The sequence below is a fragment of the Nostoc sp. CALU 546 genome, from assembly GCF_048836525.1.
Genome location: NZ_JAWJTF010000078.1, coordinates 19,001 through 45,451 on the forward strand (window position 1 = coordinate 19,001; position 26,451 = coordinate 45,451).

General features: G+C 42.5%; 20 protein-coding genes and 1 CRISPR repeat array. Of the genes, 15 read left to right on the forward strand and 5 right to left on the reverse strand.

Annotated elements, in window-relative coordinates; genetic code table 11:
* Nucleotides 1–351 precede the first annotated feature (351 nt).
* Nucleotides 352–676: direct repeats of the CRISPR family, unit length 37 nt; unit sequence ATCGCAATTAACTAAAATCCCTATTAGGGATTGAAAC.
* Nucleotides 677–976: 300 nt separating this feature from the next.
* The 3 genes from rpsO (at nt 977) to aroF (ending at nt 3,070) form a co-directional block, all read left to right on the forward strand.
* Nucleotides 977–1,246 (forward strand): 30S ribosomal protein S15, encoded by a 270-nt coding sequence (gene rpsO, locus RRG12_RS29455; protein WP_041565894.1) that lies wholly within the window; start codon nt 977–979, stop codon nt 1,244–1,246.
* A gap of 11 nt (nt 1,247–1,257) precedes the next feature.
* On the forward strand, nt 1,258–1,728 hold the full coding sequence (locus tag RRG12_RS29460) for a PAM68 family protein (RefSeq protein WP_069074010.1): 471 nt from the start codon (nt 1,258–1,260) through the stop codon (nt 1,726–1,728).
* 283 nt (nt 1,729–2,011) lie between these two features.
* Nucleotides 2,012–3,070 carry a 3-deoxy-7-phosphoheptulonate synthase gene (aroF, locus tag RRG12_RS29465; protein ID WP_069074009.1) on the forward strand — a complete coding sequence of 353 codons (1,059 nt, stop codon included), beginning with the start codon at nt 2,012–2,014 and terminating at the stop codon, nt 3,068–3,070.
* A gap of 260 nt (nt 3,071–3,330) precedes the next feature.
* On the opposite strand, the gene RRG12_RS29470 is transcribed toward aroF, so the two are convergent.
* Nucleotides 3,331–4,986 carry a B12-binding domain-containing radical SAM protein gene (locus tag RRG12_RS29470; RefSeq protein ID WP_420761625.1) on the reverse strand — a complete coding sequence of 552 codons (1,656 nt, stop codon included), beginning with the start codon at nt 4,984–4,986 and terminating at the stop codon, nt 3,331–3,333.
* Between the two features lie 161 nt (nt 4,987–5,147).
* Between RRG12_RS29470 and RRG12_RS29475 the strand changes: the two genes are divergently transcribed.
* The 3 genes from RRG12_RS29475 to RRG12_RS29485 all read left to right on the forward strand — a co-directional run bounded on the left by RRG12_RS29475 (nt 5,148) and on the right by RRG12_RS29485 (nt 8,860).
* On the forward strand, nt 5,148–6,767 hold the full coding sequence (locus tag RRG12_RS29475) for a cyclic peptide export ABC transporter (protein WP_420761626.1): 1,620 nt from the start codon (nt 5,148–5,150) through the stop codon (nt 6,765–6,767).
* Nucleotides 6,768–6,826: 59 nt separating this feature from the next.
* Nucleotides 6,827–7,057 carry a DUF6737 family protein gene (locus RRG12_RS29480; RefSeq protein WP_084227358.1) on the forward strand — a complete coding sequence of 77 codons (231 nt, stop codon included), beginning with the start codon at nt 6,827–6,829 and terminating at the stop codon, nt 7,055–7,057.
* 708 nt (nt 7,058–7,765) lie between these two features.
* A complete protein-coding gene (locus tag RRG12_RS29485) occupies nt 7,766–8,860 on the forward strand; it encodes a sensor domain-containing diguanylate cyclase (RefSeq protein ID WP_420761627.1) in 1,095 nt (364 codons plus the stop codon).
* Between the two features lie 76 nt (nt 8,861–8,936).
* Here RRG12_RS29485 and RRG12_RS29490 read toward each other — a convergent pair whose 3' ends face one another.
* Nucleotides 8,937–9,530, reverse strand: a complete 594-nt coding sequence (locus tag RRG12_RS29490; RefSeq protein ID WP_420761628.1) for a TetR/AcrR family transcriptional regulator — start codon at nt 9,528–9,530, stop codon at nt 8,937–8,939.
* Nucleotides 9,531–9,612: 82 nt separating this feature from the next.
* On the opposite strand from RRG12_RS29490, the gene RRG12_RS29495 reads away from it, so the two are divergent.
* Entirely contained in the window at nt 9,613–10,947 is a 1,335-nt protein-coding gene (locus tag RRG12_RS29495) for a cytochrome P450 (RefSeq protein WP_420761629.1), read from the forward strand.
* Between the two features lie 44 nt (nt 10,948–10,991).
* Here the strand turns inward: RRG12_RS29495 and RRG12_RS29500 are convergent, their stop codons facing one another.
* Together RRG12_RS29500 and RRG12_RS29505 are read right to left on the reverse strand one after the other, a co-directional pair.
* A complete protein-coding gene (locus RRG12_RS29500) occupies nt 10,992–11,582 on the reverse strand; it encodes a thioredoxin family protein (RefSeq protein WP_420761630.1) in 591 nt (196 codons plus the stop codon).
* 404 nt (nt 11,583–11,986) lie between these two features.
* A complete protein-coding gene (locus RRG12_RS29505; RefSeq protein ID WP_420761631.1) occupies nt 11,987–13,897 on the reverse strand; it encodes an acetate--CoA ligase family protein in 1,911 nt (636 codons plus the stop codon).
* A 313-nt stretch (nt 13,898–14,210) separates the two neighbouring features.
* Between RRG12_RS29505 and RRG12_RS29510 the strand changes: the two genes are divergently transcribed.
* The 3 genes from RRG12_RS29510 (at nt 14,211) to purH (ending at nt 17,559) form a co-directional block, all read left to right on the forward strand.
* Nucleotides 14,211–14,414, forward strand: a complete 204-nt coding sequence (locus RRG12_RS29510) for a hypothetical protein (protein WP_069074004.1) — start codon at nt 14,211–14,213, stop codon at nt 14,412–14,414.
* A gap of 295 nt (nt 14,415–14,709) precedes the next feature.
* The gene (locus RRG12_RS29515) at nt 14,710–15,534 is read left to right on the forward strand and encodes a cyanophycinase (RefSeq protein ID WP_420761632.1); all 825 of its coding nucleotides are present in this window, start codon (nt 14,710–14,712) and stop codon (nt 15,532–15,534) included.
* 504 nt (nt 15,535–16,038) lie between these two features.
* Entirely contained in the window at nt 16,039–17,559 is a 1,521-nt protein-coding gene (purH, locus tag RRG12_RS29520; protein WP_420761633.1) for a bifunctional phosphoribosylaminoimidazolecarboxamide formyltransferase/IMP cyclohydrolase, read from the forward strand.
* 529 nt (nt 17,560–18,088) lie between these two features.
* Here the strand turns inward: purH and RRG12_RS29525 are convergent.
* Nucleotides 18,089–18,601, reverse strand: a complete 513-nt coding sequence (locus RRG12_RS29525) for a DNA topology modulation protein (protein WP_420761634.1) — start codon at nt 18,599–18,601, stop codon at nt 18,089–18,091.
* 129 nt (nt 18,602–18,730) lie between these two features.
* Here RRG12_RS29525 and gatB point away from each other — a divergent pair, with 129 nt between their 5' ends.
* The 5 genes from gatB to ntrB form a co-directional block, all read left to right on the forward strand.
* Nucleotides 18,731–20,206, forward strand: coding sequence for an Asp-tRNA(Asn)/Glu-tRNA(Gln) amidotransferase subunit GatB (gene gatB, locus RRG12_RS29530; RefSeq protein ID WP_069073997.1), 1,476 nt, complete (start codon nt 18,731–18,733; stop codon nt 20,204–20,206).
* A gap of 940 nt (nt 20,207–21,146) precedes the next feature.
* Nucleotides 21,147–22,388 (forward strand): bifunctional ornithine acetyltransferase/N-acetylglutamate synthase, encoded by a 1,242-nt coding sequence (gene argJ / locus RRG12_RS29535; RefSeq protein ID WP_420761635.1) that lies wholly within the window; start codon nt 21,147–21,149, stop codon nt 22,386–22,388.
* Nucleotides 22,389–22,518: 130 nt separating this feature from the next.
* Nucleotides 22,519–23,643, forward strand: coding sequence for a hypothetical protein (locus RRG12_RS29540; protein WP_420761636.1), 1,125 nt, complete (start codon nt 22,519–22,521; stop codon nt 23,641–23,643).
* A 577-nt stretch (nt 23,644–24,220) separates the two neighbouring features.
* The gene (locus tag RRG12_RS29545) at nt 24,221–25,594 is read left to right on the forward strand and encodes a CmpA/NrtA family ABC transporter substrate-binding protein (protein WP_420761637.1); all 1,374 of its coding nucleotides are present in this window, start codon (nt 24,221–24,223) and stop codon (nt 25,592–25,594) included.
* A gap of 95 nt (nt 25,595–25,689) precedes the next feature.
* Nucleotides 25,690–26,451 (forward strand): nitrate ABC transporter permease (gene ntrB / locus RRG12_RS29550; RefSeq protein ID WP_420761638.1); only part of this gene is annotated, 762 nt, incomplete at its 3' end.

Genomic DNA, 26,451 nt, shown 5'->3' on the forward strand with positions numbered 1-26,451 from the left:
TCATCAGGCTAGTACCGCAAGGCGGAATTAAAAATTAAAAATTGGAAATGAATACAGCATAAGGGTTTCGTTGATTTGGAATGATTGGTTTATTTACGCCGTGCTGTACTAGTTTTTTGCGAAGTGCGCGAATGGGTAGGTGTTGGTGAAGGGGTGACTACAAAAATGGCTAGATTGCCGTATATCAAAGGATTTGAGGCTTTCAGCATCTTGAAACCATCCGCGCACCTTATGTAGACTGACTTTCAGCTATTTACAGTTGGCACAATTGCCACTCCCCATGTTATGATTTCTGCATTCGCGCTATTGAACCTTGAAAATTAAATAACACACGCCTTTCAGACGCCTGCGATCGCAATTAACTAAAATCCCTATTAGGGATTGAAACCAGCCTTAAGAGCTTCTTGAATCTTTGGCTGTAAATATCGCAATTAACTAAAATCCCTATTAGGGATTGAAACGCAATTTCCAAGGCAGCAGAAGAACAAGAGGAAATTATCGCAATTAACTAAAATCCCTATTAGGGATTGAAACATTGCTGATAATGTTTACCCTCTTCATCTTGGTAATCGCAATTAACTAAAATCCCTATTAGGGATTGAAACTATGCCCAATTTGATACTGCAACTACATTTTGTCATCGCAATTAACTAAAATCCCTATCAGGGATTAAAACTTTTGGCGCTCTGCATCACCCAGCCATGACTTGTTTATTGCAATCAACTTAAAATCCCTATTAGGGATTGAAACACATCTGAAAATAGGTTTAGCTGATTGGCTTCCAAGGTATTGCAATCAACCAAAATCCCTATTAGGGATTGAAATTTAAGTATGATAAAAATTTGGCTTCTTGATTCCTTTGTATCAAAAAGTACAGATATTAAGCTATATAAGGTCATTCCACATCCAGCTTGAGGGCTGTGATATTATGGGAGACTGCTACATACATTTAGAAAAACTAGAAACTGAATCGATCATGGCCCTGACGCAACTGCGGAAACAAGAAATAATTTCCAATTACCAAGTTCACGAAACCGACACTGGCTCGGCCGATGTCCAAGTAGCCATGCTCACTGAGCGGATTAACCGCCTCAGCGAACATCTCCAGGCAAATAAAAAAGACCATTCTTCCCGGCGGGGACTGTTAAAGCTAATTGGTCAGCGCAAGCGTCTTCTAGCTTATATATCGCAGGAAAGCCGCGAAAAATATCAAGCTTTGATTGCTCGCCTTGGTATTCGTGGATAGGACTACCGCTTATGTCTGCTGAAGAATCTGAACGCAGTCGCTTGCCCTTTGAACCAAACAAAAAGCGCCAAAAACCCGCAAAAGCTCAAAGTAAACCAGCAGCACAGCCACAAGAATCCGTCAAACAGGCTGAGAGAAAGGTGCCTTACACCAAACAAGAGATGGCAATTCCCCAAGTAGTCAGCGAACGCATGATCAGACGCGTAGCTGGGTTTTGTGGTGTACCAACAGCTTTGGGCATTAGCGCCTTGGTTGTTAGCTATCTGCTTGCTATCTACTCCGACATCCGACTACCTCCCATCGCCGTGCTACTGGTGAACATGGGATTATTTGGTTTGGGGGTCTTAGGGATAACTTATGGCGTTCTCTCTGCCTCTTGGGATGAAGAAAAAGATGGAAGTTTGCTGGGTTTGGGTGAGTTCAACACCAATTGGGGACGAATGGTGGCAGCTTGGCGTGAAACTCGGCAAAAAAACTCATAATAAACGGCGCTCAGGTATTACATAACTGCGGTATTGGGTAAATAAAGAAGTGAATGTTGAAGTTGAAATTTTATAACTTCAACATTGCTAATTAAATTTTATATAATACTTTTTATACCCTACATGCAGTTATTTAGTAGTAAAACTACTGACTGAGCGCTATGTTTTGTCTATTTATTTTGTAAATAAGTTTTATTTTGAACTACTCGTAATTAGGCTGATAAGCAACAATAAAGTTAGCCCATTTACAGAAAATTTTACTCAATTAATCAGGAACTTTCACATGATTATAGTAATGAAAAGTGGTTCCCCAGAGGCGGAAATAAACCGCATTGATGAGGAACTAACTAGCTGGGGGCTAACTCCAGAAAAAATTGTTGGTCAACACAAAGTAGTTATTGGTCTAGTCGGTGAAACCGCCAACTTAGATCCACTCCAAATTCAGGAACTTAGCCCCTGGATTGAGCAGGTGTTACGGGTAGAGCAGCCTTATAAACGAGCTAGCCGCCAGTATCGCCACGGTGAAGCTTCAGAAGTAGTGGTTAATACTCCTAATGGAGCGGTGGTATTTGGTGAACACCATCCTTTAGTAGTCGTTGCTGGGCCTTGTTCGGTAGAAAATGAAGAGATGATTGTGGAAACAGCGCGACGCGTCAAGACGGCTGGAGCCAAGTTCTTGCGCGGCGGGGCATACAAACCCCGGACTTCACCTTACGCCTTCCAAGGACACGGCGAGAGTGCTTTGGATTTGTTAGCGAAGGCGCGGGAAGTCAGCGGACTAGGTATTATTACAGAAGTAATGGATGCCGCCGACCTGGATAAAATAGCAGAAGTTGCTGACGTAATCCAGGTGGGGGCAAGGAATATGCAGAATTTCTCCTTGCTCAAAAAAGTGGGAGCGCAGCCGAAACCAGTTCTATTGAAGCGAGGAATGGCGGCTACTATTGAAGATTGGTTAATGGCAGCCGAGTATATTTTGGCATCTGGCAATCCCAATGTGATTTTGTGTGAAAGGGGAATACGCACCTTTGACCGCCAGTATACGCGAAATACGCTGGATATATCAGTAGTACCAGTGTTGCGAAAGCTGACTCACCTACCAATCATGATTGACCCCAGCCACGGCGTCGGTTGGTCTGAGTTTGTACCTTCAATGGCAATGGCTGCGATCGCAGCTGGCACAGATTCCCTGATGATAGAGGTACACCCCAATCCTGCCAAAGCTTTATCCGACGGCCCCCAATCTGTCACACCAGACCGTTTTGACAACTTGATGCAAGAATTAGCAGTGATTGGTAAGGCAGTGGGACGCTGGCAACAACCAGCAGTTGCTTTGGCTTAAAATTGGGGAGAGAACCACCTCTGTGCTAGATAACGCAAGGGGTCTAGTTTAAGTGGACTCGCTGAACCAAGAATCACCGAACCTTTAGGTCGGTGAGTGTCAAGTAGACAGGAGGCGGTCAGAGCCTCCCTAAATTCCCAGTCTCAGACTAGAATAATCAACGTGTCGCGAACAAAACTTGGTTGAGGTCTGAATCACTTTCCAAGTTTTCCCAGTCCCTAATCCCCAGTCCCCAGTCCCCAGTCCCTTGTCAATGACAGTTAGCTACGAACTTTAGTGAGAATTTTTTGGGAATAAAACGAAGCCGATTCTTGATTCTTGGCACAATCTTGGGCAAACTTAATCAGATGATGTCCGACAAGTCCAACGTGAATCAAGTTTTCAATATTACCTGCTTTTAGTGCTGGCTTGGCCATTTTCCAGAAAGTCTGACGATAATTACTAAATATGCCTATCCGCAGCAAAATATTAGCTAAATAAGTTAAACCTTTGCGAATATTAGCCCTAGAAGTTCGAGACGGGCTGTTAGGAACTTCGATGCGGTTTGGATAGGTGTGTTCCATATTGTAGGCAAACCGCTGATATAAAAATTCTGGCTCATAAGCAGTTGTGATGCAGCGCCGCCACATCTCAACAACTTGCTCATAAGGCATTAAAAACTCCACATTTGATTCACGGCTTTCATCAAAGACAAGTCGTCCTTCTGCTTCTAATCTCCGCCATAAAGGAGTTCTTGGTAAAGCATGAATTAAGTTAATTGTCAACATGGGAATTTGGGATGCCCGAATAAATTCGATAATTCGGTCTGCTGTTTCTGGTGTATCTGTATCTAATCCGATGATGATTCCTGATACTACTTCCATGCCATAGCTATTTAAAACCTGAATTGCTTTTAAGATTGGCATACTCAGATTTTGGTCTTTGGAAATAGCATGGAGAGCATTTGCTTCAGGTGTTTCAATGCCGCAAAAGATTGTGCAGAAATAAGCTTCGCGCATCATTTCCAGCAGTTTTGGACTTTGAGCTAGGTTGAGCGTTGCTTCACAGGCAAACTGGATGGGGTAGCCATTGCGTTTTTGCCAGTCAATCAGGTGAGGAAGCAACTTCATGGCGGCGCGGCGATCGCCAACAAAGTTATCATCGACAAAATACACTGCCCCCAAATTGCCAGATTGTCGCATTGCATCTAACTCCGCGACTACTTGCTCTGGTGTTTTCATCCGGGGACTGTTGCCATAGAGTTCGGGAATATCACAAAACTCACAACGATAAGGGCAACCACTAGAAAACTGGACATTTGCTAGGAAATAATCATTGATATTCAGCAAATGATAAGCTGGGGTGGGAAACTCTGTTAAGGGTAAACGTTCCTTAGTTTCAAAGCGAATTTGTTGCGGGGGACGTTGAGAGTTTTGGTCTAGATATTCGATCATGCGATCGCTAGCATCTCCCAATTCACCCAAATGTAAAATGTCAAATTCAGGATAATATTCTGGACACCCAGATACCGAAGGGCCACCCACAACTGTAATTTTCCCGGCTCGATGGGCAAGTTCATTAATTTGATTAATCTGTGGTTTTTGGATATGCATTCCACTCACAATCACCACATCACACCATTGGTAATCAGCCCTCGTTGCTGATTTGACATTCTCATCAATAAACCGCACTTCCCATTCTTGAGGTAAGTAGGCAGCCACAATTAAAATACCTTGGGGTGGCATAAAAGCCCGGACATTGCCCATGAGTGGGTAGGCGTGATGAAAAGTACCAAAGGAACGGCTGTATTTAGGAAAGATACACAGAATGCGTCGATGGTGCGAAGGAATGTAGCGGGTTCTTTGAGTGATAGAAGCGGTTTTGGAATCGGCCGCAACATGAATTGGGTTCTCTAAAGACTTTAGATTCACAGTCATTGCAAATTTCACCCTGGAAAACTGAGCAGGTAATTTGACAGTTTATTGACATAATCAGCTGTAATGCAAACTAGCTTACCGTGATCTTTCAGAGGTTTTTAACTGTAAAATATAAAATTTCCCATAGAAGGGCGAACTGAGTTTGTTGGCAAGCCAATATCATGAATTTGATTTATTTTCTTTTGCGTTCTTCGTGGGGAATGGTAGCGATCGCGATCGCTACTGGATTCTTGAGTGGCGGTAGTAGTGCTGGTTTGATTGCCTTAATTAGCCGTGCTGCTAGTAGCGGTAGTACTTCCCGCCTCACATCGATAATTTGGGGTTTTGCGGGACTGGCAATAGTTGCACTGATTACCAGTATCATTTCTCAAGTGATGCTGATTCGCCTTTCTCAGAGTGCAGTTTTGCAATTACGGATGCGTTTAAGTCGCCAGATTCTCGCTTCCGAGTTGAGTCACCTAGAACGCTTGGGGAATCCTCGATTATTGGCAACTCTCACAGAAGATATTCAGGCAGTTGCCAATGCTGTTTATCAGATGCCTTTCATCTTTATTAATTTAGCGATCGTCTTGGGTTGTGTCGCGTATATAACTTGGCTCTCTTGGTTAGTATTGTTAATGGTTTGTGGGATTTCAGTAGTTGCGATCGCTAGTTGTCAGTGGCTACTCAACAGAGGAGGAAAATTGCTGGCCCTAGCTCGTGAAGATGAAGATCAGCTGTTTAAACATTTTCGCACCATTACCGAAGGAGTCAAGGAACTCAAGCTGAATTACAGGCGGCGTCAAGACTTTTTAGAAGAAAAACTGCAATCAACTGCTAGCGAGTTCCGTCATCACAACGTTAACGGTCTAACTCTTTTTGCCATGACTTCAAGCTGGGGTCAACTCATATTCTTTTTTGCCCTTGGTTTTGTACTGTTTGCGCTGCCGAATCTGCTTACCATCAATGCCGAAACTCTTTCTGGTTATATTTTGACCTTCACTTACTTGGTGTTACCAATGGATAACATCATCAGCAAACTTCCCCTATTAAGTAAAGCCAGTATTGCCTTTCAAAAAATCGAATCTCTGGGTTTATCTCTAGCTAGTCGAACTGAAATATCCACTGTTCCACCTGCCCTGAAATCTGACTGGCATAGCTTAAAATTTAAAAGTGTTACCCACACTTACTACACAGATCAAGAAGATAATAGCTTTATCTTTGGCCCCATCGACCTAACACTATATCCTCAAGAATTGGTATTTATTGTTGGCGGGAATGGTAGCGGAAAATCTACCTTAGCGAAACTAATTACTGGACTTTACATCCCTGAGAACGGCGAGATTATCTTCGGTGAGGAGCTAATTAGCGAACAAAATCGAGAATGGTATCGCCAGCATTTTTCTGTGGTATTTTCCGACTTTTATTTATTTGAAGAACTTTTAGGATTAAAAAATTCTCACTTGGATGCTCAAGCGACAAAATATTTACAACAACTGCAACTAGACCATAAGGTGAAAGTTGAAAATGGACAACTTTCTACCACAGCACTTTCTCAAGGACAACGGAAAAGACTAGCTTTACTCACAGCTTACTTGGAAGATCGACCAATTTATCTATTTGATGAATGGGCAGCCGATCAAGATCCAGTATTCAAGGAAATATTCTACACTCAACTTTTGCCAGAACTGCGATCGCGGGGCAAAACAGTGTTAGTGATTAGCCATGACGATCACTATTTTCATTTAGCAGACCGAATTATCAAACTTGACTATGGAAAAATAGAGTACGACAAAATTTAATCTGTCAAAGTAATTCATAATTATTAAAGGAATATTTGGAGTTTTACTAAATAAAACTAATGACTGAACAAAAACCCATAAGTCCTTGGAACTACAAACCTTGGTGGTGTCAGCCCTGGTCTATAGTTCTCACAACTGTAATACTGATTAGTAGTAGCTGGTTACTATTTAAAACTATCTGGCTAACAGTTCTCGTCTCTATCCCTGTAGTAACGTGGATGGTATTTTTTGTGTTTTTTTGGCCACAACTCATGATTCGCAGTGGGGTTTTAGAGTCGTATAAAGAGTAATTCAAGCCTGATGTAATACTGGAAATTGCTCTAGGGAGAAGAAAATTATTCCACCGTGTTTAGAGATTTAGCAGCAAAGTTTATTTAGAGGATGTTTGAAAAGTTTTGGGCGAATATAATTCAATACAGTTCAGATAAGACCAAAACACTTGTAGAGACGGCGATTTATCGCGTCTCTAAGTCCACCTAGCAGAAAATCGAGTTTTATAACCCGCGTAGGCGGGTTTTGTATTGTGTAGCCGCGACTTCTAGTCGCAGAGGCAACTTTTCAAACAACTTGGTTTGGTCATAGAGAAAAATTCTGCATAAATTAGAACTTCTGCTGTAACTATTCTTGAGCCTATCTCTGCGTGTCTACGCAGAGATGATCGAGAAGGATTATAAAGACCAGAAAGAGAAGTTGCAGGAGTTGAAAGCCGACCCTCACAACTTCCGTGTATCTATACAAATTAGCGGTATCAAAATTATCAAGTTTTGACGAAGGAAGCCTGATGATATAATAAGTTTTGATAATTTTTAGCTATAATTAATTATTTTCAAGCTGGCTTTGGGCAAAAGACCTTGTAAGCATTTACATATTCAGGGATTTTGCACAGTGAAAGCCAGGGTGACATGAACAATAGAGCAAACCAAAGGCATGAAGAACATCATATAATACAATATTTCTGTATATTCAACAGAATGTTGATTGTCGTTGCAGAGATGTTTATGTCACGCAGCCTTGCTGCTGGAGAGGTAATCTTACAGTTGTTGCAAAATTTCCAGCGTCCCAGAATTTTCTGGCTAAGGCTCAGACACTTATCTGTGAAAACCCAAGGTGTTCCTTTACCTGACAATGAAGCAGAAAGGCTCAAAGCACTGGCGGAATACAATATACTGGATACCCTGCCTGAAGAAGCATTTGATGATATAACTGCTCTTGCTGCCTACATTTGTAAGACTCCAATTGCTTTAATTAGCTTAGTTGATAGCGATCGCCAATGGTTTAAATCTAAGGTTGGACTAAAAGTGAGCGAAACACCTAGAGATGGGTCTTTTTGCTCCCATGCCATTCTTCAACCAGAAAATATATTAGTGGTTCCGAACGCCATTCATGACGATCGCTTTAATAACAATCCCCTAGTCAAAGGTAATCCCAAAATTCGTTTTTATGCTGGTGTCCCTCTAATTACGCCCAATGGTCTTTCAATCGGCACATTGTGTGTTTTAGATACCATTCCTCATCATCTAAGTTACCAGCAGTTAGATGCACTGCGTCGCTTAAGCCGTCAGGCGATCGCTCAGATGGAACTTATTCAGGAAGTTCGCAACCGCAAACAAGCATCGCTGACTGATGAATTAACCGGTTTGCATAACCGACGTGGTTTCTTCTTGATGGCTGAACAAGAGTTAAAAATTGCTCACCACACGAAAGCATTCTGCTGGGTGATCTTCATTGATTTAGATGGGCTAAAACAGATTAACGACACCCTTGGTCACGATATAGGAGATGCCTTGATTACTGATGCTGGTCAATTACTCAAGCAAAGTTTTCGGAACTCGGATATTGTTGCCCGCTTAGGTGGAGATGAGTTCATTGTTTTCATCTCCAGCTACTTTAAGGACGCTGATAGCATCCAAGTGTATCTGCAAGCAAATATTGCCAACTTTAATCAACAGGAAAACCGTAGCTATGAACTTTCAATGAGTATGGGGATAGAGCGTTACTCACCAGAAAGCAATATGTCACTGGAACAATTAATCGCTAGCTCTGACGAATTAATGTATGCTCATAAGCGTCTCAAGCGGCAATCTCTTACATGAAGGGGACAGGGGACAGGGGACAGGGGACAGGGGACAGGGGACAGGGGACAGGGGACAGGGGACAGGGGACTGGGGATTAGGTAGGGAAATTGCTTTTCAGGAAAAGCTTCAAAGCACGTCGAATATGTGCCTCCCAAGGCTCAGAGGCGGGAGGAAAGATTTGAGCGTAGAGCATTGCCCCACTCATCAAGTCGAAGATTAAATCGCTGTCTGTGTCAGTCTGGATTTCGTTTCTTGTTTTTGCACGCTCGATCACGACTCGGAAGGCTTGGCGTCGCGGTTGTAGGTATTTTGCCCAGTAGACCTGGGCAAACTGTGGACTACTCGAAGCGGTGCTGAGGATCAAGGCTTTAATCTGACGACCCAAGGGAGTAAGGGTAGTTCTGGCGGCACTCTCAATGATGAGATCGAGATCACTCCAAAGACTACCAGTATCCGGTATTGATATTTCTTCTCTTAAACTTTCAATAGCATCTGCTACGAGTTCTTCTTTAGAACTATAACGCCTATAGATGGTAGGTTTCCCTACCCCAGCACGCGCTGCGATCGCTTCAATACTCATGCGTTCATATCCAACTTCCGCTAACAAATCCAAGGCCGCTTTGAGGATGGCTTGATGTGATAGGACACTCCGAGGTCGTCCGGGCGAGTTTTTGACAGATTCACTCATGAAATCTTACCGATTGACATACTCTTATAAATTTACGATACTGTTCCGTAACTAAAATAATACCTTTTTTCCCACAATAAAAATGACAACTTTCTCTAAAGAGCGCCTCCCATTACCCCCTGGTAACTTGGGCTTACCTATCATTGGCGAAACAATGAGCTATTTGCGCGATCCAGGACGTTTTATTGAGCAGCGACAGCAGAGACATGGAACAATCTTCAAAACTCATTTATTGGGTCAGAAGACAATTGTCCTGATTGGGGCAGAAGCCAGCCGTTTTCTGTTCACTAACGAGGGTCAGATATTGGCCATGACTAACCCTTTAAGTTTTGAGGTGTTATTGGGAGCAGGTTCTATTGGGATGAAAACTGGCATCCCTCACCAAAATCTGCGTAAGCAGTTGTCACAAGCTTTCCAGCCCAGAGCTTTAGCAGGATATGTCTCCATAATGGAGAAAATAACCCGCAGCTATCTGCATAAATGGGAACGCTTGGGTACAATGACCTGGTATTCTGAACTGAAAAAATACACCCTTGATGTTGCCTGTAAGCTGTTAGTGGGAGTTGATACAGCCTCGGACGAGAACTTAGAAAAAGTCTATGAAACTTGGGGAGAAGGATTGTTATCAGTTCCGATTCGATTACCTGGGAGTAAGTTTGATCGCGCAGTACACGCTCGTGAACAACTTCTTGCCAGGATTGATGAGATGATCTACCAACGCCAGCAAAATCCTTCCTTAAATCAAGATGTCTTAGGAATTTTGTTGCAAGCGCGAGACGGGGAGGGAAATTGTTTGAGTTTAGAGGAAGTGAAGGATAACGTTTTGGCATTGCTAGTCGCTGGACATGAAACCTTGACTTCAGCACTGACTTCCTTATGTTTGCTGCTAGCCCAGCATCCAGAAGTGTTAAAAGCTGCCCGTGCAGAACAAGAGCAGTTAGGGTTCATAGAACCCCTTACTCAAGAAAACCTCAAGCGAATGACCTACCTAGAGCAAGTTCTCAAAGAAGTTCTACGGCTCACCCCTCCAGTAGTTCGCAGTGGATCTAGGGAGGTGATTGAGGCGTGCGAATTTGGTGGATACTTAATTCCCAAGGGCTGGAATGTACATTACCAAATCCCGGAGACTCATCAAGATCAGAATGTTTATACTGAGCCTGAACGTTTCGACCCGCAGCGCTTTGCTCCTGAACGGGCTGAGGACAAAAAAATCTTTAGCCACATACCCTTTGGTGGTGGTATCCGAGAATGTTTAGGTAAAGAGTTTGCCAGACTGGAAATGAAGTTGTTTGCAGCTATGTTAATCCGTGACTATGAATGGGAACTGCTCCCTGGACAAAATCTTGAGAGGGTTTTACTACCGTTCTCTCGTCCTCGTGATGGCTTAAAAGTGAAATTTTGTCAGCGATCGCATTAAGTATAAGTCTTCCTGTGTGAATTTCATTTTTACTGTTGTTTTTGCTAATTTACCACCTGGCTGCCATGACTACGGGGGTCATCTTGATTAGTCGTTGGTGCGACTGGGGCTGAAAACTTGGAAACTTTGCCGCTAGCTTGAGCATAAGGAAGAGACGAACCAGTAACCAAAGCTTCTAAATTGCTTGCCATAATTGTCCGGGGTTGATCGCCTATGGCTTGGGCTATGGTTTCTCCTTGCTGACTCAAAAATACAAAATGGGGAATCCCATCCACCCGATATCTCAGCATTTCTGGCAGCCACTTGGTATTATCCACATTTAGCATGACAAAATTCATCTTGCCAGCATACTCGGTTTCTAGTTGAGTGATATCTGGGGCCATTTTTTGGCAGACAGTACACCAATCAGCATAAAACTCTACTAGAGATGGTTTGCCGTTGCTGATTGCTACTTCTAACGGTGTGGAAGTCTCGCTTAACTTAGCTAGAGTTGCCGAGGTTGTTTCAGTTCGCAATCCTAAGACGAGGGAAACGCTAAGTGCGATCGCTACCATTACAATTAAGAAGTTTCTCAGGCGTTTCCCGAATGTGGATTCAGGTTTTTCGGGAGACTTAACAGGTGAGTCAGTACTCATAACAGAATTATTAAAACTTATTAAGCAATTTCTTCTTTAGTTTAACTGACTCCACGCGCTCTTTTCTCTCTCTCCACCTTTGAAAGCTTTAACAGGGAATTGGGGATTCCCGCATTTCTCACAAGCTTAAGGCGTTTGATGGAGCAGAGGAGAAGTAATGAGTAATGAGTAATGAGTAAGAAGTAATAAATTCTACTCATTACTTATTACTTATTACTTATTACTTATTACTTTTTCCCTGCACAAGCGCAGGCTTTAAGAAGTGTGGTGAGAAATCCGGGGGATTGGGTACACTTAAAGATTTGAATCGGGAGTAAACTGATCCTAGTTACCCAGTCCCCAGTCCCCATTGCCCCTAATCCCCAGAGGGGGCCCCGAGTTCCCCAATCACCTATTCACTTAACTCACAAAATCGTCCCGGTTTCTTTCAAATAAACCCGCGTAAATGGCTCATCTTCACCCAGAGTATAATCTTCAATCAACCCTTTGCGACGAATAGAAATATCATTACCTTTTCTAATCACCACAGTTGAACCATCGAAAACATCCCGCACCAAAATCATTTCAATTTCGGTAGGATTATCCAAAACTACCATATTACTACTCTGGTAAAACATCCCCTCTTCTTCTAAAATGTCTTCTGCATACTCAGCAATCAGCAAATCAAGTTTGGGATGGCGCAGCAAAGTTTGGACATTGGTGTTGTAATCTTTGCTTAATACTTTTTTCGAGCGATTCACAAAAACTGCATCACGACAAACAGCACCTATTGTCCAATCGGGATGTTGCAAAAGGATATGGTCAATTGTCGCTTGCAGTTCTTCAACAGAGATTTTATTGAAGGTAATAATCGGTATCCTCGCATCTGTACCAGACTCAAAAAAGGTTTCTAAAATATGAGAAGGCACATCAACGCTTTCACCAACAGAAGGTTTAAGATGCATTAAAACGCCTGGTGCAGCGTTTATTTCCAGGATGGCAAAATTACTGGATTTCCAAGATTCTGCAAGACTTTTGGTAATGACATCAATCCCCAGGCAAGTCAATTGAAAATGTTGGGCAATATCTTGCGCCAGAATAATATTATCATCATGAACTGTCGGGGTTGCATCGATGCTTACACCTCCGGCTGAAAGATTTGCAACTTTCCGCAAGTAAACAGTGCGTCCTTTCTCAATCACGCTGTCTAATGATAAGCGCTGTTCGTCTAGATAGAGTTCCATCGCTTCATCAATCTGAATTTTACTCATTGGTGAGGTTGGCGTATCTAAACGTGCAGGTTTGCGATTTTCTTCGCGAATTAACTCTGCAAGAGTTAAATACCCATCACCGACAACCGATGCTGGACGGCGTTCTGTGGCGGCGACGAATCGGCCATTGACACACAACAAGCGAAAATCTGATCCTGAGATGCTTTTCTCAACAATTATTCGGGTTAGCTGATCTTCGGGAATGGCTGCCACTGCTCTATTGTAAGCAGCTACCAGTTCTTTTGAGTCTTGTATGTCAGCCGTGACGCCAATTCCTTTATGACCTACCACTGGCTTAACTGCTACTGGGTAGCCAATTTCTCTTGCTACCGCCAAGGCTTCCTTCTCGGAAAAGACAATATCACCTTTAGGCACTGGGAAACCCAAGGTTTTCAAAAATGCCTTACAGTCATCTTTGCGGGTGGTAAACTCCGAATCTAGATGGCTATCACAGTTAAATGTTGTTGCTACCCCCCGGACGTGTTTTTTTCCCCAGCCGTATTGCATTAATCCTTCTTCCCACAAATAAAAGGCAGGAATACCTTTCTCGGAGGCTGTTCGCAATAGGGCGTAAACTGTAGGACCACCGTAGACAGATGCGCGAAATCTATCTTGTAGCCTTATTAGTTCTCCATCAAAGGCGAATTTTTCGTCTTGGGTAATAGCTTCAAACCAATCCCAAACAAAATAAACTACTTCTCTGCTTGTGCGTTCATGTAGTGATTGGATGCTAATCCGTGTCAGATTTGGATATGGCTTAACACTCCAGTGGTTAAGGTGTAAATCCATGTCCAGTTTTCCGACTTCGGACACAACTTGGGCAAATAAATGGGCATGGGATTCGTAAGTTTGATCGCGCAGTTTTGGATAGCGATCGCCAATGCTGGCAATATAATCTTCAATGGGCAAAGGCTCTCTAGAGTCAACTAGAGCAAAATCAAATACTAGCGACCCTATATTTAAATAAGGGTTAGGTCCTAAATAATGCTTGAAGTTGAAAATATCGAATACATCCGTTCTTCTAGCATTAATGCGGACTAAATCACTGCTTTTTTGTAGAACCATTGATTACGAACCTTTGGCTAAACACCCTGAAATTTCAATTCTGAGTTCTGGTTTCTCAGACTTATTGATTGTAGATTGATTCACATTTATTTTGGAGAGTGATGGCTTTGCAATTAAGCTAATCAGAACCCACCCTAACTCTATTGTTAAGTATTTTTAACTATCTTAAGGCATAATTCAATCTCCATTCCTCAGCCGGGAATCAACAACAGTCAATTCATCCTGACGAGTAATCAAAGCTATAACTTTTGAAGGGTGCAACCTCACCCAAGAATTTGTATAAATAGTGAGGTATCAAAAAGACAGCAAAGGTATGAATAGCACACAAGCTGCTCTAAGAGATGAAATTCGAGAACTTGCTGAGGAAGCTTTTCACCAAAAGCTGATCTCTGGACATGGAGATGGGGCAGATATGAATGAGTATCAAATTGTCTACCAAGGCAAACCCAGACATCTACCACTAGAACAAGCGCGTTTTTTCTTAACTAACTTACTTTACAGAAGTCGGATTCATTAGGAATTGCCATTTAGAGTTAATACCAAATTACTCACAATCGCACGATAAATCTCCAATCAACACTTAGCAGTATAGCTAACAACGCCTCTAGAAAATAACTCTAGAGGCAGTTGACGTTGTAGATTTTATTTAGTAAGTGAAAATTTAGGTAATTTTTCGGAAAATCTTTTGGTCTAATTTTGATTCGCAAATGTTAATCCTACTTCTATCAAGCAATCTACCATAAGGATGGTTTGATAGTTTTAATTGTCATGGTTTAGTGAAATTTACTAACTCAAATCAGGAGTCATCAATAATGGAAAGTAATATCAAACGGCAGTTGGTAATTATTGGGGGAGCCGAAGATAGAGATGGCGATTCCGTAATTTTGCGGGATTTTGTACGACGTGCTGGGGGTACAAAGGCGCACATTGTAATTCTGACAGCAGCAACGGAACTACCAAGAGAAGTGGGAGAAAACTATATCAGAGTGTTTGAACGCCTGGGAGCCGAAAATACTCGCATTATTGATACAGAAACCCGCGAAGATGCATCTTCATCTACCGCATTGGAAGCAATTAGTAAAGCAACTGGGGTATTTTTTACAGGGGGAGACCAAGCTCGAATTACCAGCATCCTCAAAGACACCGAAATCGATGTGGCGATTCACAAACGTTTCTCTGAAGGTATAGTTATCGCAGGCACAAGTGCGGGTGCTGCTGTGATGCCAGATAAAATGATTGTGGAAGGTGATTCACAGACACATCCTCGGATGGAAACTGTTGAAATGGGCCCAGGTATGGGATTTTTACCAGGGGTAGTAATTGACCAGCATTTTTCTCAGCGGGGACGCTTGGGACGCTTAATTTCAGCTTTAATACTAGAACCTGCTGTTTTGGGATTTGGTATTGACGAAAATACCGCTATGGTAGTGACAGATCACCAAATTGAAGTGATTGGTGCAGGTGCGGTTACGATTGTTGATGAATCAGAAGCTACATACAACAATATGGGCGAAATTTTGAAGGATGAGTCTTTGGCAATTTGTGGAGCAAAGCTTCATATCTTGCCACATGGATTCAAATTTGACCTCAAAACCCGTCAGCCTATCCTAAATAATGTTGCTGTACCTGTTGGTTAAATCAACGCCTAATTTTTAGCTATTTCCAGTATTTTCGACAGCAACACATCCTTGGGTAAAGACGCGATGAGTCGCGTCTCTACAAATGGTCTATTTGTCGCATTCTTTTTTCAAATTGGTATAAGGATATAAATTACACGAGTCAATATTATCAAGGAAGGCAGAGGGCAGGAGGCAATACTAAGCTAATCGGCATTTAAGTTGCATAAAAGCAGGGCTGAAGCCCTTACTACAAGCGAATCATTCTGGAAAAATGAATGACTATTAGCTTACTCGGTTAAGCATTTTGAACCCAAAGTTTGGTTTTGGGAAAGGGTTACTGGGTTTGGGTTAAAGGTTTTTAATTTCCCTTTCCCCCTTCCCCTTTCCCCCTTAACCGACAAGTATTGGGGCAGGAGGCAGTTTTCCTCCTGTCTCCTTCAATCCTTATGGTCTTGAAGTGAAGCAAGGCTTATGCAAAACTTGAGATCCTTCGCTTCTAGCCTACTTTTAAGGAATTGATCAATGGCGCGTCTAGCCCTGCTGAGTGTATCTAACAAAACTGGTATAATTGACCTAGCCCGTAGCTTGGTTGAAGAATTCGACTTTGATTTAATCAGCAGTGGGGGAACAGCCCAAGCCCTCAAAGATGCGGGACTCCCTGTCACCAAAGTTGCAGATTACACAGGTTCTCCAGAAATTTTAGGTGGTCGAGTCAAAACGCTGCATCCCAGAATTCATGGTGGGATTTTGGCACGGCGCGATTTTCCCGAAGATATTACAGATTTAGAAAATAACCAAATTCGCCCGATTGATTTAGTGGTGGTGAATTTATATCCTTTTGAGGAAACGATCGCTAAACCAGGGGTAACATTATTAGAAGCTGTTGAGCAAATTGATATCGGTGGCCCGGCTATGCTACGGGCATCATCGAAAAACTTCGCCCATCTCGCTGTATTATGCGATCCAGCACAGTATGACGAGTATTTGCAGGAATTGCGCCAAAATAACGGCGAAGCATCCCTAGAGTTTCGCCAAAAGGCAGCTTTAAAAGGATTTTCGCACACTGCTAGTTATGATCAAGCGATCGCATCTTATCTCGCAGAAGCACAGCAGTACACCCTCAACGGTACACAATTGCAATCTCTGCGTTACGGCGAGAATCCCCATCAACCCGCCACCTGGTATCAAACTGGTACTACTCCAACGGGATGGGCAGCCGCGACCAAACTCCAAGGCAAAGAACTTAGTTACAATAACTTGGTTGATTTAGAAGCCGCACGCCGAATTATTGCTGAATTCACTGATACCCCAGCCGTAACGATTATCAAACATACAAATCCCTGTGGCACTGCACTGGGAAGTACTATTTCCGAAGCGTACCAAAAAGCTTTCAATGCTGATTCTACTTCTGCTTTTGGTGGAATTGTCGCACTCAACCGTCCAATTGATGCGGCGACAGCCAGCGAATTAACCAAAACATTTTTGGAATGTGTGGTTGCACCAAGTTGTGATGCCGAAGCGCAAGAAATCCTTGGCAAAAAATCTAACGTGCGGGTTTTGACTCTAGCTGATTTGAGCAGTGGCCCCAAGGATACAGTAAAAGCGATCGCAGGTGGTTTCCTTGTCCAAACTAGCGATGATATAATTGCTGACACCAGTCAATGGCAAGTAGTCACTGAACGTCAACCCACCGACAGCGAATTAGCCGAATTGCTGTTTGCGTGGAAAGTTTGCAAACACGTTAAATCCAATGCCATTGTTGTGACAAGCGATCGCACTACACTAGGAGTAGGTGCTGGTCAAATGAACCGTGTCGGCTCAGTTAAAATTGCCCTAGAACAAGCCGGGGAAAAAGCCAAAGGTGCAACTCTAGCTAGCGATGGATTCTTCCCCTTCGATGATTCGGTGAAAACAGCCGCAGCCGCAGGAATTACAGCCATCGTCCAACCAGGAGGAAGTTTGCGCGATAAAGATTCAATCAAAGCTGCTAACGAACTAGGTTTACTGATGGTTTTAACTGGTGTACGTCACTTTTTACACTAAATCATTGACCCTCAAGTGTGCGGTTTTGAAAGTGTCACACAATATACTTGCTCTTTTATAGGAGTGGTGATATATTTTAATCGTGTGTGAGGAGCAAGTTAAAAATAAAAAGCGCCTGGGGTGGAAACACGGCAACACTCCCAAGCGCTTTTTAATTTGTCAGAAATTAGATTGTTTGTACGATTTTAGATGTGTCACTCAATATACTTGCTATTTGATAGAAGTAGTGATATCCTCTATTTGTGTGTGAGGAGCAAGTTAAGAATAAAAAATGCCTGGGGTGGAAACACGGCAACACTCCCAGGCATTTTTTAATTTGCGTGTATTTATAGAAATGGGTCGTTTCAGCCTTTTATTAATCGTTCTTCGATGGTCATCTGTAGGGGTTTAGCAGTGCTAAACCCCTACGACAGACGTGCTTTTTCAAAGAATCCATATTTGGTATTTTCTGTTAATGCGTAAGTCCTAAATAACGACGAATAAGGGAAGCAATCAAATCTTTCATACTTGTCTATCAATTTAGTAAATTTTAATGGCGGGAAATATTTTGCAAAAAATCTCTGACTTCTGCGGATTTGCGGAGAATAATAACTTGTCGGTTTGGTGTTACTTGACTAAGTTTTTCTAGAATTCCAGGACGACGAATAATTGGGTATGACCATATATATTTAAGAAATTCCCAATTCAATCTTTCAGGACAATCTGATGCCATATCAGGTCTGGATTTCCCAGCATACATCAAGCGACGTTTAATCACTCGCGACAAACATAAAAGCCGGGGAAAATCTAAAAAAATTACCGTGTCTGCAACCGACAAACGAATGTCGAGAGTACCACCATAGTTACCATCCATAATCCAAGATTCTCGCAAGGTTAGGTCTTGGATAATACTTTGCCATTTAGTTTTTGGAGTCTCAACCCAACCAGGATTCCAGTACCAAACATCCAAGTGAATGACTTCTAAGCCTAAAATGGTTCCCAATTCGCGGGCTAGGGTAGATTTGCCAGCACCCCCAGAACCAATAATCAAGATTTTCTTCACTTTAGGTTTGCACCTTCTTTTTCAAGCTCAACAGGGTAAGCATTACTCACCCAAATAACCGTCTTCAGCGCAACTCAATACGCCGCTACAATAGTACCCTAAGAAGGATTATGCTGAAATAGTGATATTATGACGACTGCTACGACTGTAAAAACTGAGTATGAAGCGATTATTGGTCTAGAAACCCATTGTCAGCTAAGTACTAACACCAAGATTTTTTCTAATAGCTCTACGGCATTCGGTGCTGACCCCAATACTAACATTGACCCGGTTTGCATGGGTTTGCCTGGGGTTTTACCTGTACTCAATGAAAAAGTATTAGAATACGCCGTTAAAGCTGGTTTGGCACTGAATTGTCAAATCGCTAAATATAGCAAGTTTGACCGAAAACAGTATTTTTATCCTGATTTACCCAAAAATTACCAAATTTCTCAATACGATTTACCGATCGCAGAACACGGTTGGTTAGAAATTGAGTTGGTAGATGCTGAGGGGAATCCAACTCGCAAACGCATTGGAATCACCCGTCTGCACATGGAAGAAGATGCTGGGAAATTGGTACACGCAGGTAGCGATCGCCTTTCTGGTTCTTCCTATTCTTTAGTAGACTACAATCGCGCAGGTATACCATTAGTCGAAATCGTCTCAGAGCCGGATTTGCGTTCTGGGCTAGAAGCTGCTGAATATGCTGAAGAATTGCGTCGGATTGTCCGCTATCTCGGTGTGAGTGACGGCAATATGCAAGAAGGATCTCTGCGTTGCGATGTCAATATTTCTGTGCGTCCAGTCGGACGAAAGGAGTTTGGCACTAAGGTAGAAATTAAAAACATGAACTCCTTCAGCGCCATCCAACGGGCGATTGATTACGAAATTGAGCGCCAAATCGCCGCAATCGAAGCAGGGGAGCGCATCATCCAAGAAACTCGGCTGTGGGAAGAAGGCGCTCAACGCACAAGTAGTATGCGGGTAAAGGAAGGTTCTAGCGATTATCGCTACTTCCCAGAACCAGATTTAGCACCAATTGAGGTGACAAATGCCCAATTAGAGCAATGGCGTAGTGAATTACCAGAATTACCAGCCCAAAAACGCCATCATTATGAAAATGAGTTAGGGCTTTCAGTTTATGATGCGCGAGTATTGACAGAAGATCGTCCAGTAACCGAATATTTTGAAACTGCGATCGCAGCTGGAGCAAATCCCAAAGCTGCTGCTAACTGGATTACTCAAGATATTGCAGCCTACCTCAATAAGCAAAAACTTAATATTACTGAAATCGCCCTGACTCCCATCAATTTAGCAGATATCATCACTCGCATTGAAACAGGCAAAATTAGTAATGCTCAAGCTAAAGAAAAGCTGCCAGATTTGCTCAGTGGTGTTTCTCCTGAGAAAGCCTTTGCAGGTCAAGAGTTAATCACCGATCCTAGTGTACTAGAACCCATCATTGATGAAGTTATAGCCGCCAATCCCAAAGAACTAGAAAAGTATCGCAACGGTAACACCAACCTCAAAGGCTTCTTTGTTGGACAAGTTCTGAAAAAGACAGGTAAACGTGCTGATCCTAAGCTGACTAACGAATTGGTCGAGAAGAAACTGAACGCTTAGTACCGCAAGGCGGAATTCGTAATTCGTAATGACGCTCCTGCGTCGCTAACATAATTCGTAATTACGTTTTGCGTTAGCGAGTCTGCGTTCGCTTTTAGCGTCTCGTAGAGAGCGTCCGGGGATTTAGCTTAGGCATCAAAACGTTGTGCCTGTAAATCCAGGGGACTTAAACCCCCAAACTGAGTTAAATATGATGAGTTTGTAGTAAGCACTTCAGTGCTTAAAAATCTAGGACTAAAGTCCTTACTACGAACTTATTCACCCATCGTAACTAATAAGACAGAACATTGCTGGATGAGGAGTGTATGGGGGAGTTGCAGTAGGTTTTTCACCTGTACCCAATTCCCAAGTAAGTATTTTCTCGGTGCTTCTTTACAAAATCTTCATATAAAAGATGGTGACAACCCGCATACTTGAAATGATATGCTGTGGTAAGTAGATGCACCCTGATGATCTGGAGAGCTGCCTAAGTGGCTCTCTTTTTTATTTTATTTTTCTAATATTTAGGGATAATCTCATAAGATTATTTTTAATAATCTCAATTAATAAGTATTAAACCTTAGAAGTTGAAGAAGAATTCAGAAGTCAGAATGGGCTAAACCTTAGCGGATAGCTAAGGTTTAGCCCATTCTGACGACTCACGCCTTTATTCTGTTCGATAAATGAGAGAGTGCAATAAGTAGATGCACCTTGATAATCTAGAGAGCGACCTCAGTAACTCTCCTTTTTTTACTTTTACCTTTCTTATGACGAAAGATAAAAACAATTATGCCAATCGTCAATTAGTGCATTATTATTGCCATCAGCAAATAAAAGAGACTGGAGACTGGGAAGCAGAGGAAGTATGGAAAAACTAATAACTCCTGACTCCTAACTCAGCCCTCAGAACTTTTTTAAGCACAAATTGACATATTTAACCTAATAGTTATAAGGAAAAATAATGGCAGATTGGCAAGAAATAACAGGTGGTATCACAGCACCAAGGGGGTATCAAGCGGCGGGAATTACCGCAGGGTTGAAACCTTCGGGGTTACCAGATTTAGCTTTGATCTTCTCAGAAGCAGAAGCGATCGCAGCGGGTGTATTCACCACTAGTCAAGTGAAAGCTGCCTGCGTAGAATATTGTCGCCAACGCTTGCAAGCCAAACAAAGCGCTCGTGCCATCCTCTGCAACGCTGGACAAGCAAACGCCGCTACAGGGACTCAAGGCTACCTTGATACCTTAGAATCTGCTCTGGCAGTAGGTCAAGCATTAAACATTCCATCTGAATCTATATTATTAGCTTCCACTGGTGTGATTGGTCAAAGAATTAAGATGGATGCTTTGCGAAGCGGGATTCCCAAGGTAGTAGCAGCACTATCAGAAACAGGCTCAGATGCCGCCGCCGGAGCGATTATCACTACAGACTTGGTAACTAAATCCATTGCCCTAGAGACAACTATAGGCGATCGCCCAGTACGAATTGGCGGCATTGCCAAAGGTTCCGGCATGATTCACCCCAACATGGCAACCATGCTGGCATTTGTGACTTGTGATGCTGTGGTTTCGCCTCACCTTTGGCAACAGATGTTAGCAAGAGCAGCTGATAGAAGCTTTAATTCCATCACTGTGGATGGTGATACCAGCACCAACGACAGCTTAATTGCCTTGGCAAACGGTCAATCTCGCACCCCAGCAATTATAGAATGGGGTGCAGAAGCAGAGAAATTAGAGGCGATGTTAACAGCAGTTTGCCAGCATTTAGCCAAAGCGATCGCTCGTGATGGTGAAGGTGCAACTTGTCTCATTGAAGTGGAAGTGACTGGCGCTCATGATGAACTCTCAGCCCGACAAATAGCCAAAACCATCGCCGGTTCATCCTTAGTTAAATCTGCAATCTTTGGCCGCGATCCAAATTGGGGACGCATCGCCGCCGCCGCCGGACGTGCAGGTGTAGCATTTGAGCAAGAAAACCTGCAAATTAAGCTAGGGGATTTCTTAATGTTAGAAAATGGACAACCTCTGCAATTTGACCGTGCAGCAGCAAGTGCTTATTTGAAAAAAGCAGCGGCGGGTGCTTATCTGCAACAGGATACGGTGTTAATCTCCGTTAACGTTGGCAATGGTTATGGTGTGGGTAAAGCTTGGGGTTGTGATTTGAGTTACGACTACGTGAAGATTAACGCCGAATACACTACGTAAACTACTCCCATTGTTTGCCTTGTAGAGACGCGATTCATCGCGTCTTGAGCCAAGGATGTGTTGCAATCATTAATTGAATTGGTATCAGAATAGTTTTAAAGTTTCTCATACTGTAGCTGGACGGGTGAAAATGCCTAAGAAGCATATAGAACTTAGAAGGAAGAGGTACTTCAAGCTCAGTTCACAAATCGCTCAGTTGGATAATGCACAATTGCGTTCTCTATTTGACAATAGTGAGTCGCATGAGTCGAGTACGGGTTGGGGAATGAATCACACCATCGTCCTTGGGGAATCTAAGGTCTTTGTGAAACGTGTTCCGGTTACAAACATCGAATATGACAACCTGTTCTCCACCAGAAACCTCTACAATCTGCCGACTTACTGTAATTACGGCTTCGGTTCCACTGGTTTTGGAGTCTTTCGGGAACTTGTTACCCATATCAAGACAACCAACTGGGTATTGTCGGGCGTAATTGCCACTTTCCCACTGATGTACCATTATCGGATTATTCCTTTCTCCGGGCGGCGGGCGGATGTTGATCGATCGCGTCTAAAAAGTTATGTGGAGTACTGGGGCAATAGTACCAACGCCGGCAATTATATGTTAGATAGAGCGATCGCCAACTATGAGTTGGTTCTGTTTCTAGAGTACATACCCCATGTTCTGGAAACATGGCTGCGGGAAAACCCCAACAAACTTCAAAAACCCCTAAATGACTTACGCACGACGATTACCTTTTTGAGAACGAAGGGAATCATCCACTTTGACGCACATTTTCGCAATATCCTCACCGACGGTAAGCGGACATATTTGACCGATTTTGGTTTGGTACTTGATAAGAGTTTTACGTTGACGAAAGATGAAGAGTCTTTTTTTAAGCAGAACAGATTTTATGACTACGGAGAAGTTCTGCGGAATCTTGGTCATCTGATTCGAGCGCCATATGATTTGTGTTCGGAGAACGATAAACGCCGGATTATGGAAAAATATGGCATAAAAGAAGGCTTAAAACCTTATGAACTGCGCTCTATATTACTCGACAACATTGAGCAGATACATGCTGATGGAGTCATGAAGTTAGATAATTTTTATGTTGCCAGCATCGTCAAGTACCGCAGTATCATTGCGCTGATGCAAGACTTCTTTTCTGATATGTGGGAAAACAACAACAAGGATACGAAACTTCGTCACAAAGAGCTACGGCAGCTGCTTAAAGAGACGGGGTTTCTTCGTGGTGTTGGAAATGGCAGATAGTTGCGATCGCTGGATAAGAAATACACCTATTTGGGGTGTTTACTTAGGTCTACAGCTTTCCCAGCCTTACCATCTCGCTCTCATCGCAGTACGATTCCTAAATTATAGAGATAACATAATAGCTGTGATAAATAAAAACTTATAGATGACAAATTACTACTAAAATTTAAGTTACAAAAGAAGTGAAGATAGTCAATCATAAAGTAAACACAATAGTCTTCATAAATAATAGTTGATATATTAAAAATTATTCCTATAGTTAAGGAAAATAGATAAATTTTTCCTTATACATCCAATCTAATATTTGTTTAATAATCCCGACTCCAAGTTAACAATTTCGGCTTCAAAGGCTGTAAACTGATTTCAACAAGGTGAATGACACCTCTGCATCACACTAGAAAAGCAGAGCCAATAATTTAACCGAGTTTTTATATAGCTAGCTATTTCATTGATGAAATGGCTGCGATCGCTTGGTCAAATATAGCTTGATTAATCATTAATAATGCAAGAAACATAAGGTTTTTTGCCTAAATTGTCATAGCTATAAAAATAACATTTACATTTTCAGGAGATATTTATGACAGAATTTTTTAATCAAATTTCTCGCCGCAAATTCATCTTCACAGCCGGAGCATCTGCGGGTGCTGTATTCCTCAAAGGCTGTTTGGGTAATCCTCCTGAAAACCTAACTGGTGGAAGCACTCAAGCACAGCCAACTGCTCAAACGGTTGCTAATATTAGCCCTGAACAAACACCAGAAACTACTACAGTCAAGTTAGGATATATTCCCATTGTAGAAGCGGCTCCTTTAATTATTGCTAAAGAAAAAGGCTTTTTTGCAAAGTATGGGATGACTAATGTTGACCTTTCCAAACAAGCTTCTTGGGGTGCAGCTAGAGACAACGTAGAAATTGGTTCTGCCGGTGGTGGGATAGATGGCGGTCAATGGCAGATGCCAATGCCACATTTAATTTCAGAAGGTTTAATTACCAAGGGCAATCAAAAAATCCCCATGTATGTATTATGTCAATTAATTACACATGGAAATGGAATTGCGATCGCCAGCAAGCACCAAGGCAAAGGTATTAGCTTACAACTCGCTGGCGCTAAGTCCCTATTTACCGAATTAAAATCCTCAACCCCCTTCACTGCTGCATTCACCTTTCCCCACGTCAACCAAGATTTATGGATTCGCTACTGGTTAGCAGCAGGTGGCTTAGACCCAGATGCAGATGTCAAATTGCTCACAGTACCAGCGGCGCAAACTGTAGCCAACATGAAAACAGGAACAATGGATGCCTTTAGTACAGGCGATCCTTGGCCTTATCGCTTGGTGCAAGACAAAATCGGCTACGTAGCAGCATTAACCGCAGAAATTTGGAAGAATCATCCTGAAGAATACCTTGCCATGAGAGGCGACTGGGTTGATAAAAATCCCAAGGCTACCAAAGCAATTTTAAAAGGAATTATGGAAGCCCAACAGTGGTTAGATAATTTTGACAACCGCAAAGAAGCGGCTCAAATTCTCGCTGGACGTAATTATTTCAATCTTTCTTCACCGGAAATATTAGCAGATCCATACCAAGGCAAATATGACATGGGTGATGGTCGCAAGATTGATGATAAATCAATGGCTGCTTACTACTGGAAAGATGAAAAAGGTAGTGTTTCCTATCCCTACAAGAGTCATGATTTGTGGTTCATCACTGAAAATGTTCGTTGGGGATTCTTGCCAAAAGATTACCTAGACAATAATGCTGCTAAAGCTAAGGAACTTATCAACAAAGTCAACCGCGAAGATATTTGGAAAGAAGCTGCCAAAGAAGCTGGCATCGCTACTGCTGATATTCCTACAAATACATCCCGTGGTGTAGAAGAGTTTTTTGATGGCATCAAATTTGACCCCGAAAAGCCAGAAGAATATTTGAAGAGTCTCAAAATCAAAAAATAGAGATGCAATTCCTCTCTTGTAGAGACGCGATTCATCGCGTCTAGAGATATTGCAAATGACAAATAACAAATAAAATTTGAGGAGAACACAGCATCATGACACTCGCCCAAAAACGCCCTGCAAACCCTAGATTGAGTAATGGCTTTATATCCAGCCTGAAAAAGCAATTTCCCGATCTTATACCACCAACGATCGCGATCGCAATTTTCCTGATTCTCTGGCAATTATTCGCCTGGACTCCGGGAGCCACATTACCAGGGCCAATACAGGTTATCCAAGACACTTGGGTTTTGATTCTCTGGCCATTTTATGACCGAGGTGGCATTGATAAAGGTCTATTTTGGCAGATTCTCGCTAGTTTGCAACGGGTTGCTATCAGTTATACCCTAGCTGCGATCGTTGGTATTGGCTTGGGCATTTTGATTGGGGTGAATAAAACCATGTCCAAAGCATTAGACCCCATCTTTCAACTACTGCGGACAGTACCACCTCTAGCTTGGGTTCCCATTTCTTTAGCAGCTTTACGACAAAACGAACCCGCAGCCTTATTCGTAATCTTCATCACCGCCATTTGGCCCATCTTAATTAACACTGCTGTCGGTGTTACCCAAATTCCCCAAGATTACAACAACGTCGCCAAAGTTCTGCAACTTAGCCGCAAAGAATATTTCACTAATATTTTGATTCCGGCGGCATTACCCTACATCTTTACCGGCTTGAGAATTGCGATCGGTTTAGCTTGGTTAGCGATTATCGCCGCCGAAATCGTCATGTCCGGTATTGTCGGAATTGGCTTCTTTATCTGGGACGCTTATCAAAATAACAACGTCAGCGAAGTGATTTTAGCTCTAGTTTAT

Bases quoted from the DNA above. Each gene is read 5' to 3' on its own strand.
- RRG12_RS29475 (WP_420761626.1), top strand. From the start codon at position 5,148: ATGAATTTGATTTATTTTCTTTTGCGTTCTTCGTGGGGAATGGTAGCG.
- argJ (WP_420761635.1), top strand. From the start codon at position 21,147: ATGGCAGATTGGCAAGAAATAACAGGTGGTATCACAGCACCAAGGGGG.
- RRG12_RS29495 (WP_420761629.1), top strand. From the start codon at position 9,613: ATGACAACTTTCTCTAAAGAGCGCCTCCCATTACCCCCTGGTAACTTG.
- RRG12_RS29545 (WP_420761637.1), top strand. From the start codon at position 24,221: ATGACAGAATTTTTTAATCAAATTTCTCGCCGCAAATTCATCTTCACA.
- RRG12_RS29515 (WP_420761632.1), top strand. From the start codon at position 14,710: ATGGAAAGTAATATCAAACGGCAGTTGGTAATTATTGGGGGAGCCGAA.
- rpsO (WP_041565894.1), top strand. From the start codon at position 977: ATGGCCCTGACGCAACTGCGGAAACAAGAAATAATTTCCAATTACCAA.
- RRG12_RS29490 (WP_420761628.1), bottom strand. From the start codon at position 9,530: ATGAGTGAATCTGTCAAAAACTCGCCCGGACGACCTCGGAGTGTCCTA.
- aroF (WP_069074009.1), top strand. From the start codon at position 2,012: ATGATTATAGTAATGAAAAGTGGTTCCCCAGAGGCGGAAATAAACCGC.
- RRG12_RS29460 (WP_069074010.1), top strand. From the start codon at position 1,258: ATGTCTGCTGAAGAATCTGAACGCAGTCGCTTGCCCTTTGAACCAAAC.
- RRG12_RS29470 (WP_420761625.1), bottom strand. From the start codon at position 4,986: ATGACTGTGAATCTAAAGTCTTTAGAGAACCCAATTCATGTTGCGGCC.
- RRG12_RS29485 (WP_420761627.1), top strand. From the start codon at position 7,766: ATGTCACGCAGCCTTGCTGCTGGAGAGGTAATCTTACAGTTGTTGCAA.
- RRG12_RS29505 (WP_420761631.1), bottom strand. From the start codon at position 13,897: ATGGTTCTACAAAAAAGCAGTGATTTAGTCCGCATTAATGCTAGAAGA.
- purH (WP_420761633.1), top strand. From the start codon at position 16,039: ATGGCGCGTCTAGCCCTGCTGAGTGTATCTAACAAAACTGGTATAATT.
- RRG12_RS29480 (WP_084227358.1), top strand. From the start codon at position 6,827: ATGACTGAACAAAAACCCATAAGTCCTTGGAACTACAAACCTTGGTGG.
- gatB (WP_069073997.1), top strand. From the start codon at position 18,731: ATGACGACTGCTACGACTGTAAAAACTGAGTATGAAGCGATTATTGGT.
- RRG12_RS29500 (WP_420761630.1), bottom strand. From the start codon at position 11,582: ATGAGTACTGACTCACCTGTTAAGTCTCCCGAAAAACCTGAATCCACA.
- RRG12_RS29540 (WP_420761636.1), top strand. From the start codon at position 22,519: ATGCCTAAGAAGCATATAGAACTTAGAAGGAAGAGGTACTTCAAGCTC.
- RRG12_RS29510 (WP_069074004.1), top strand. From the start codon at position 14,211: ATGAATAGCACACAAGCTGCTCTAAGAGATGAAATTCGAGAACTTGCT.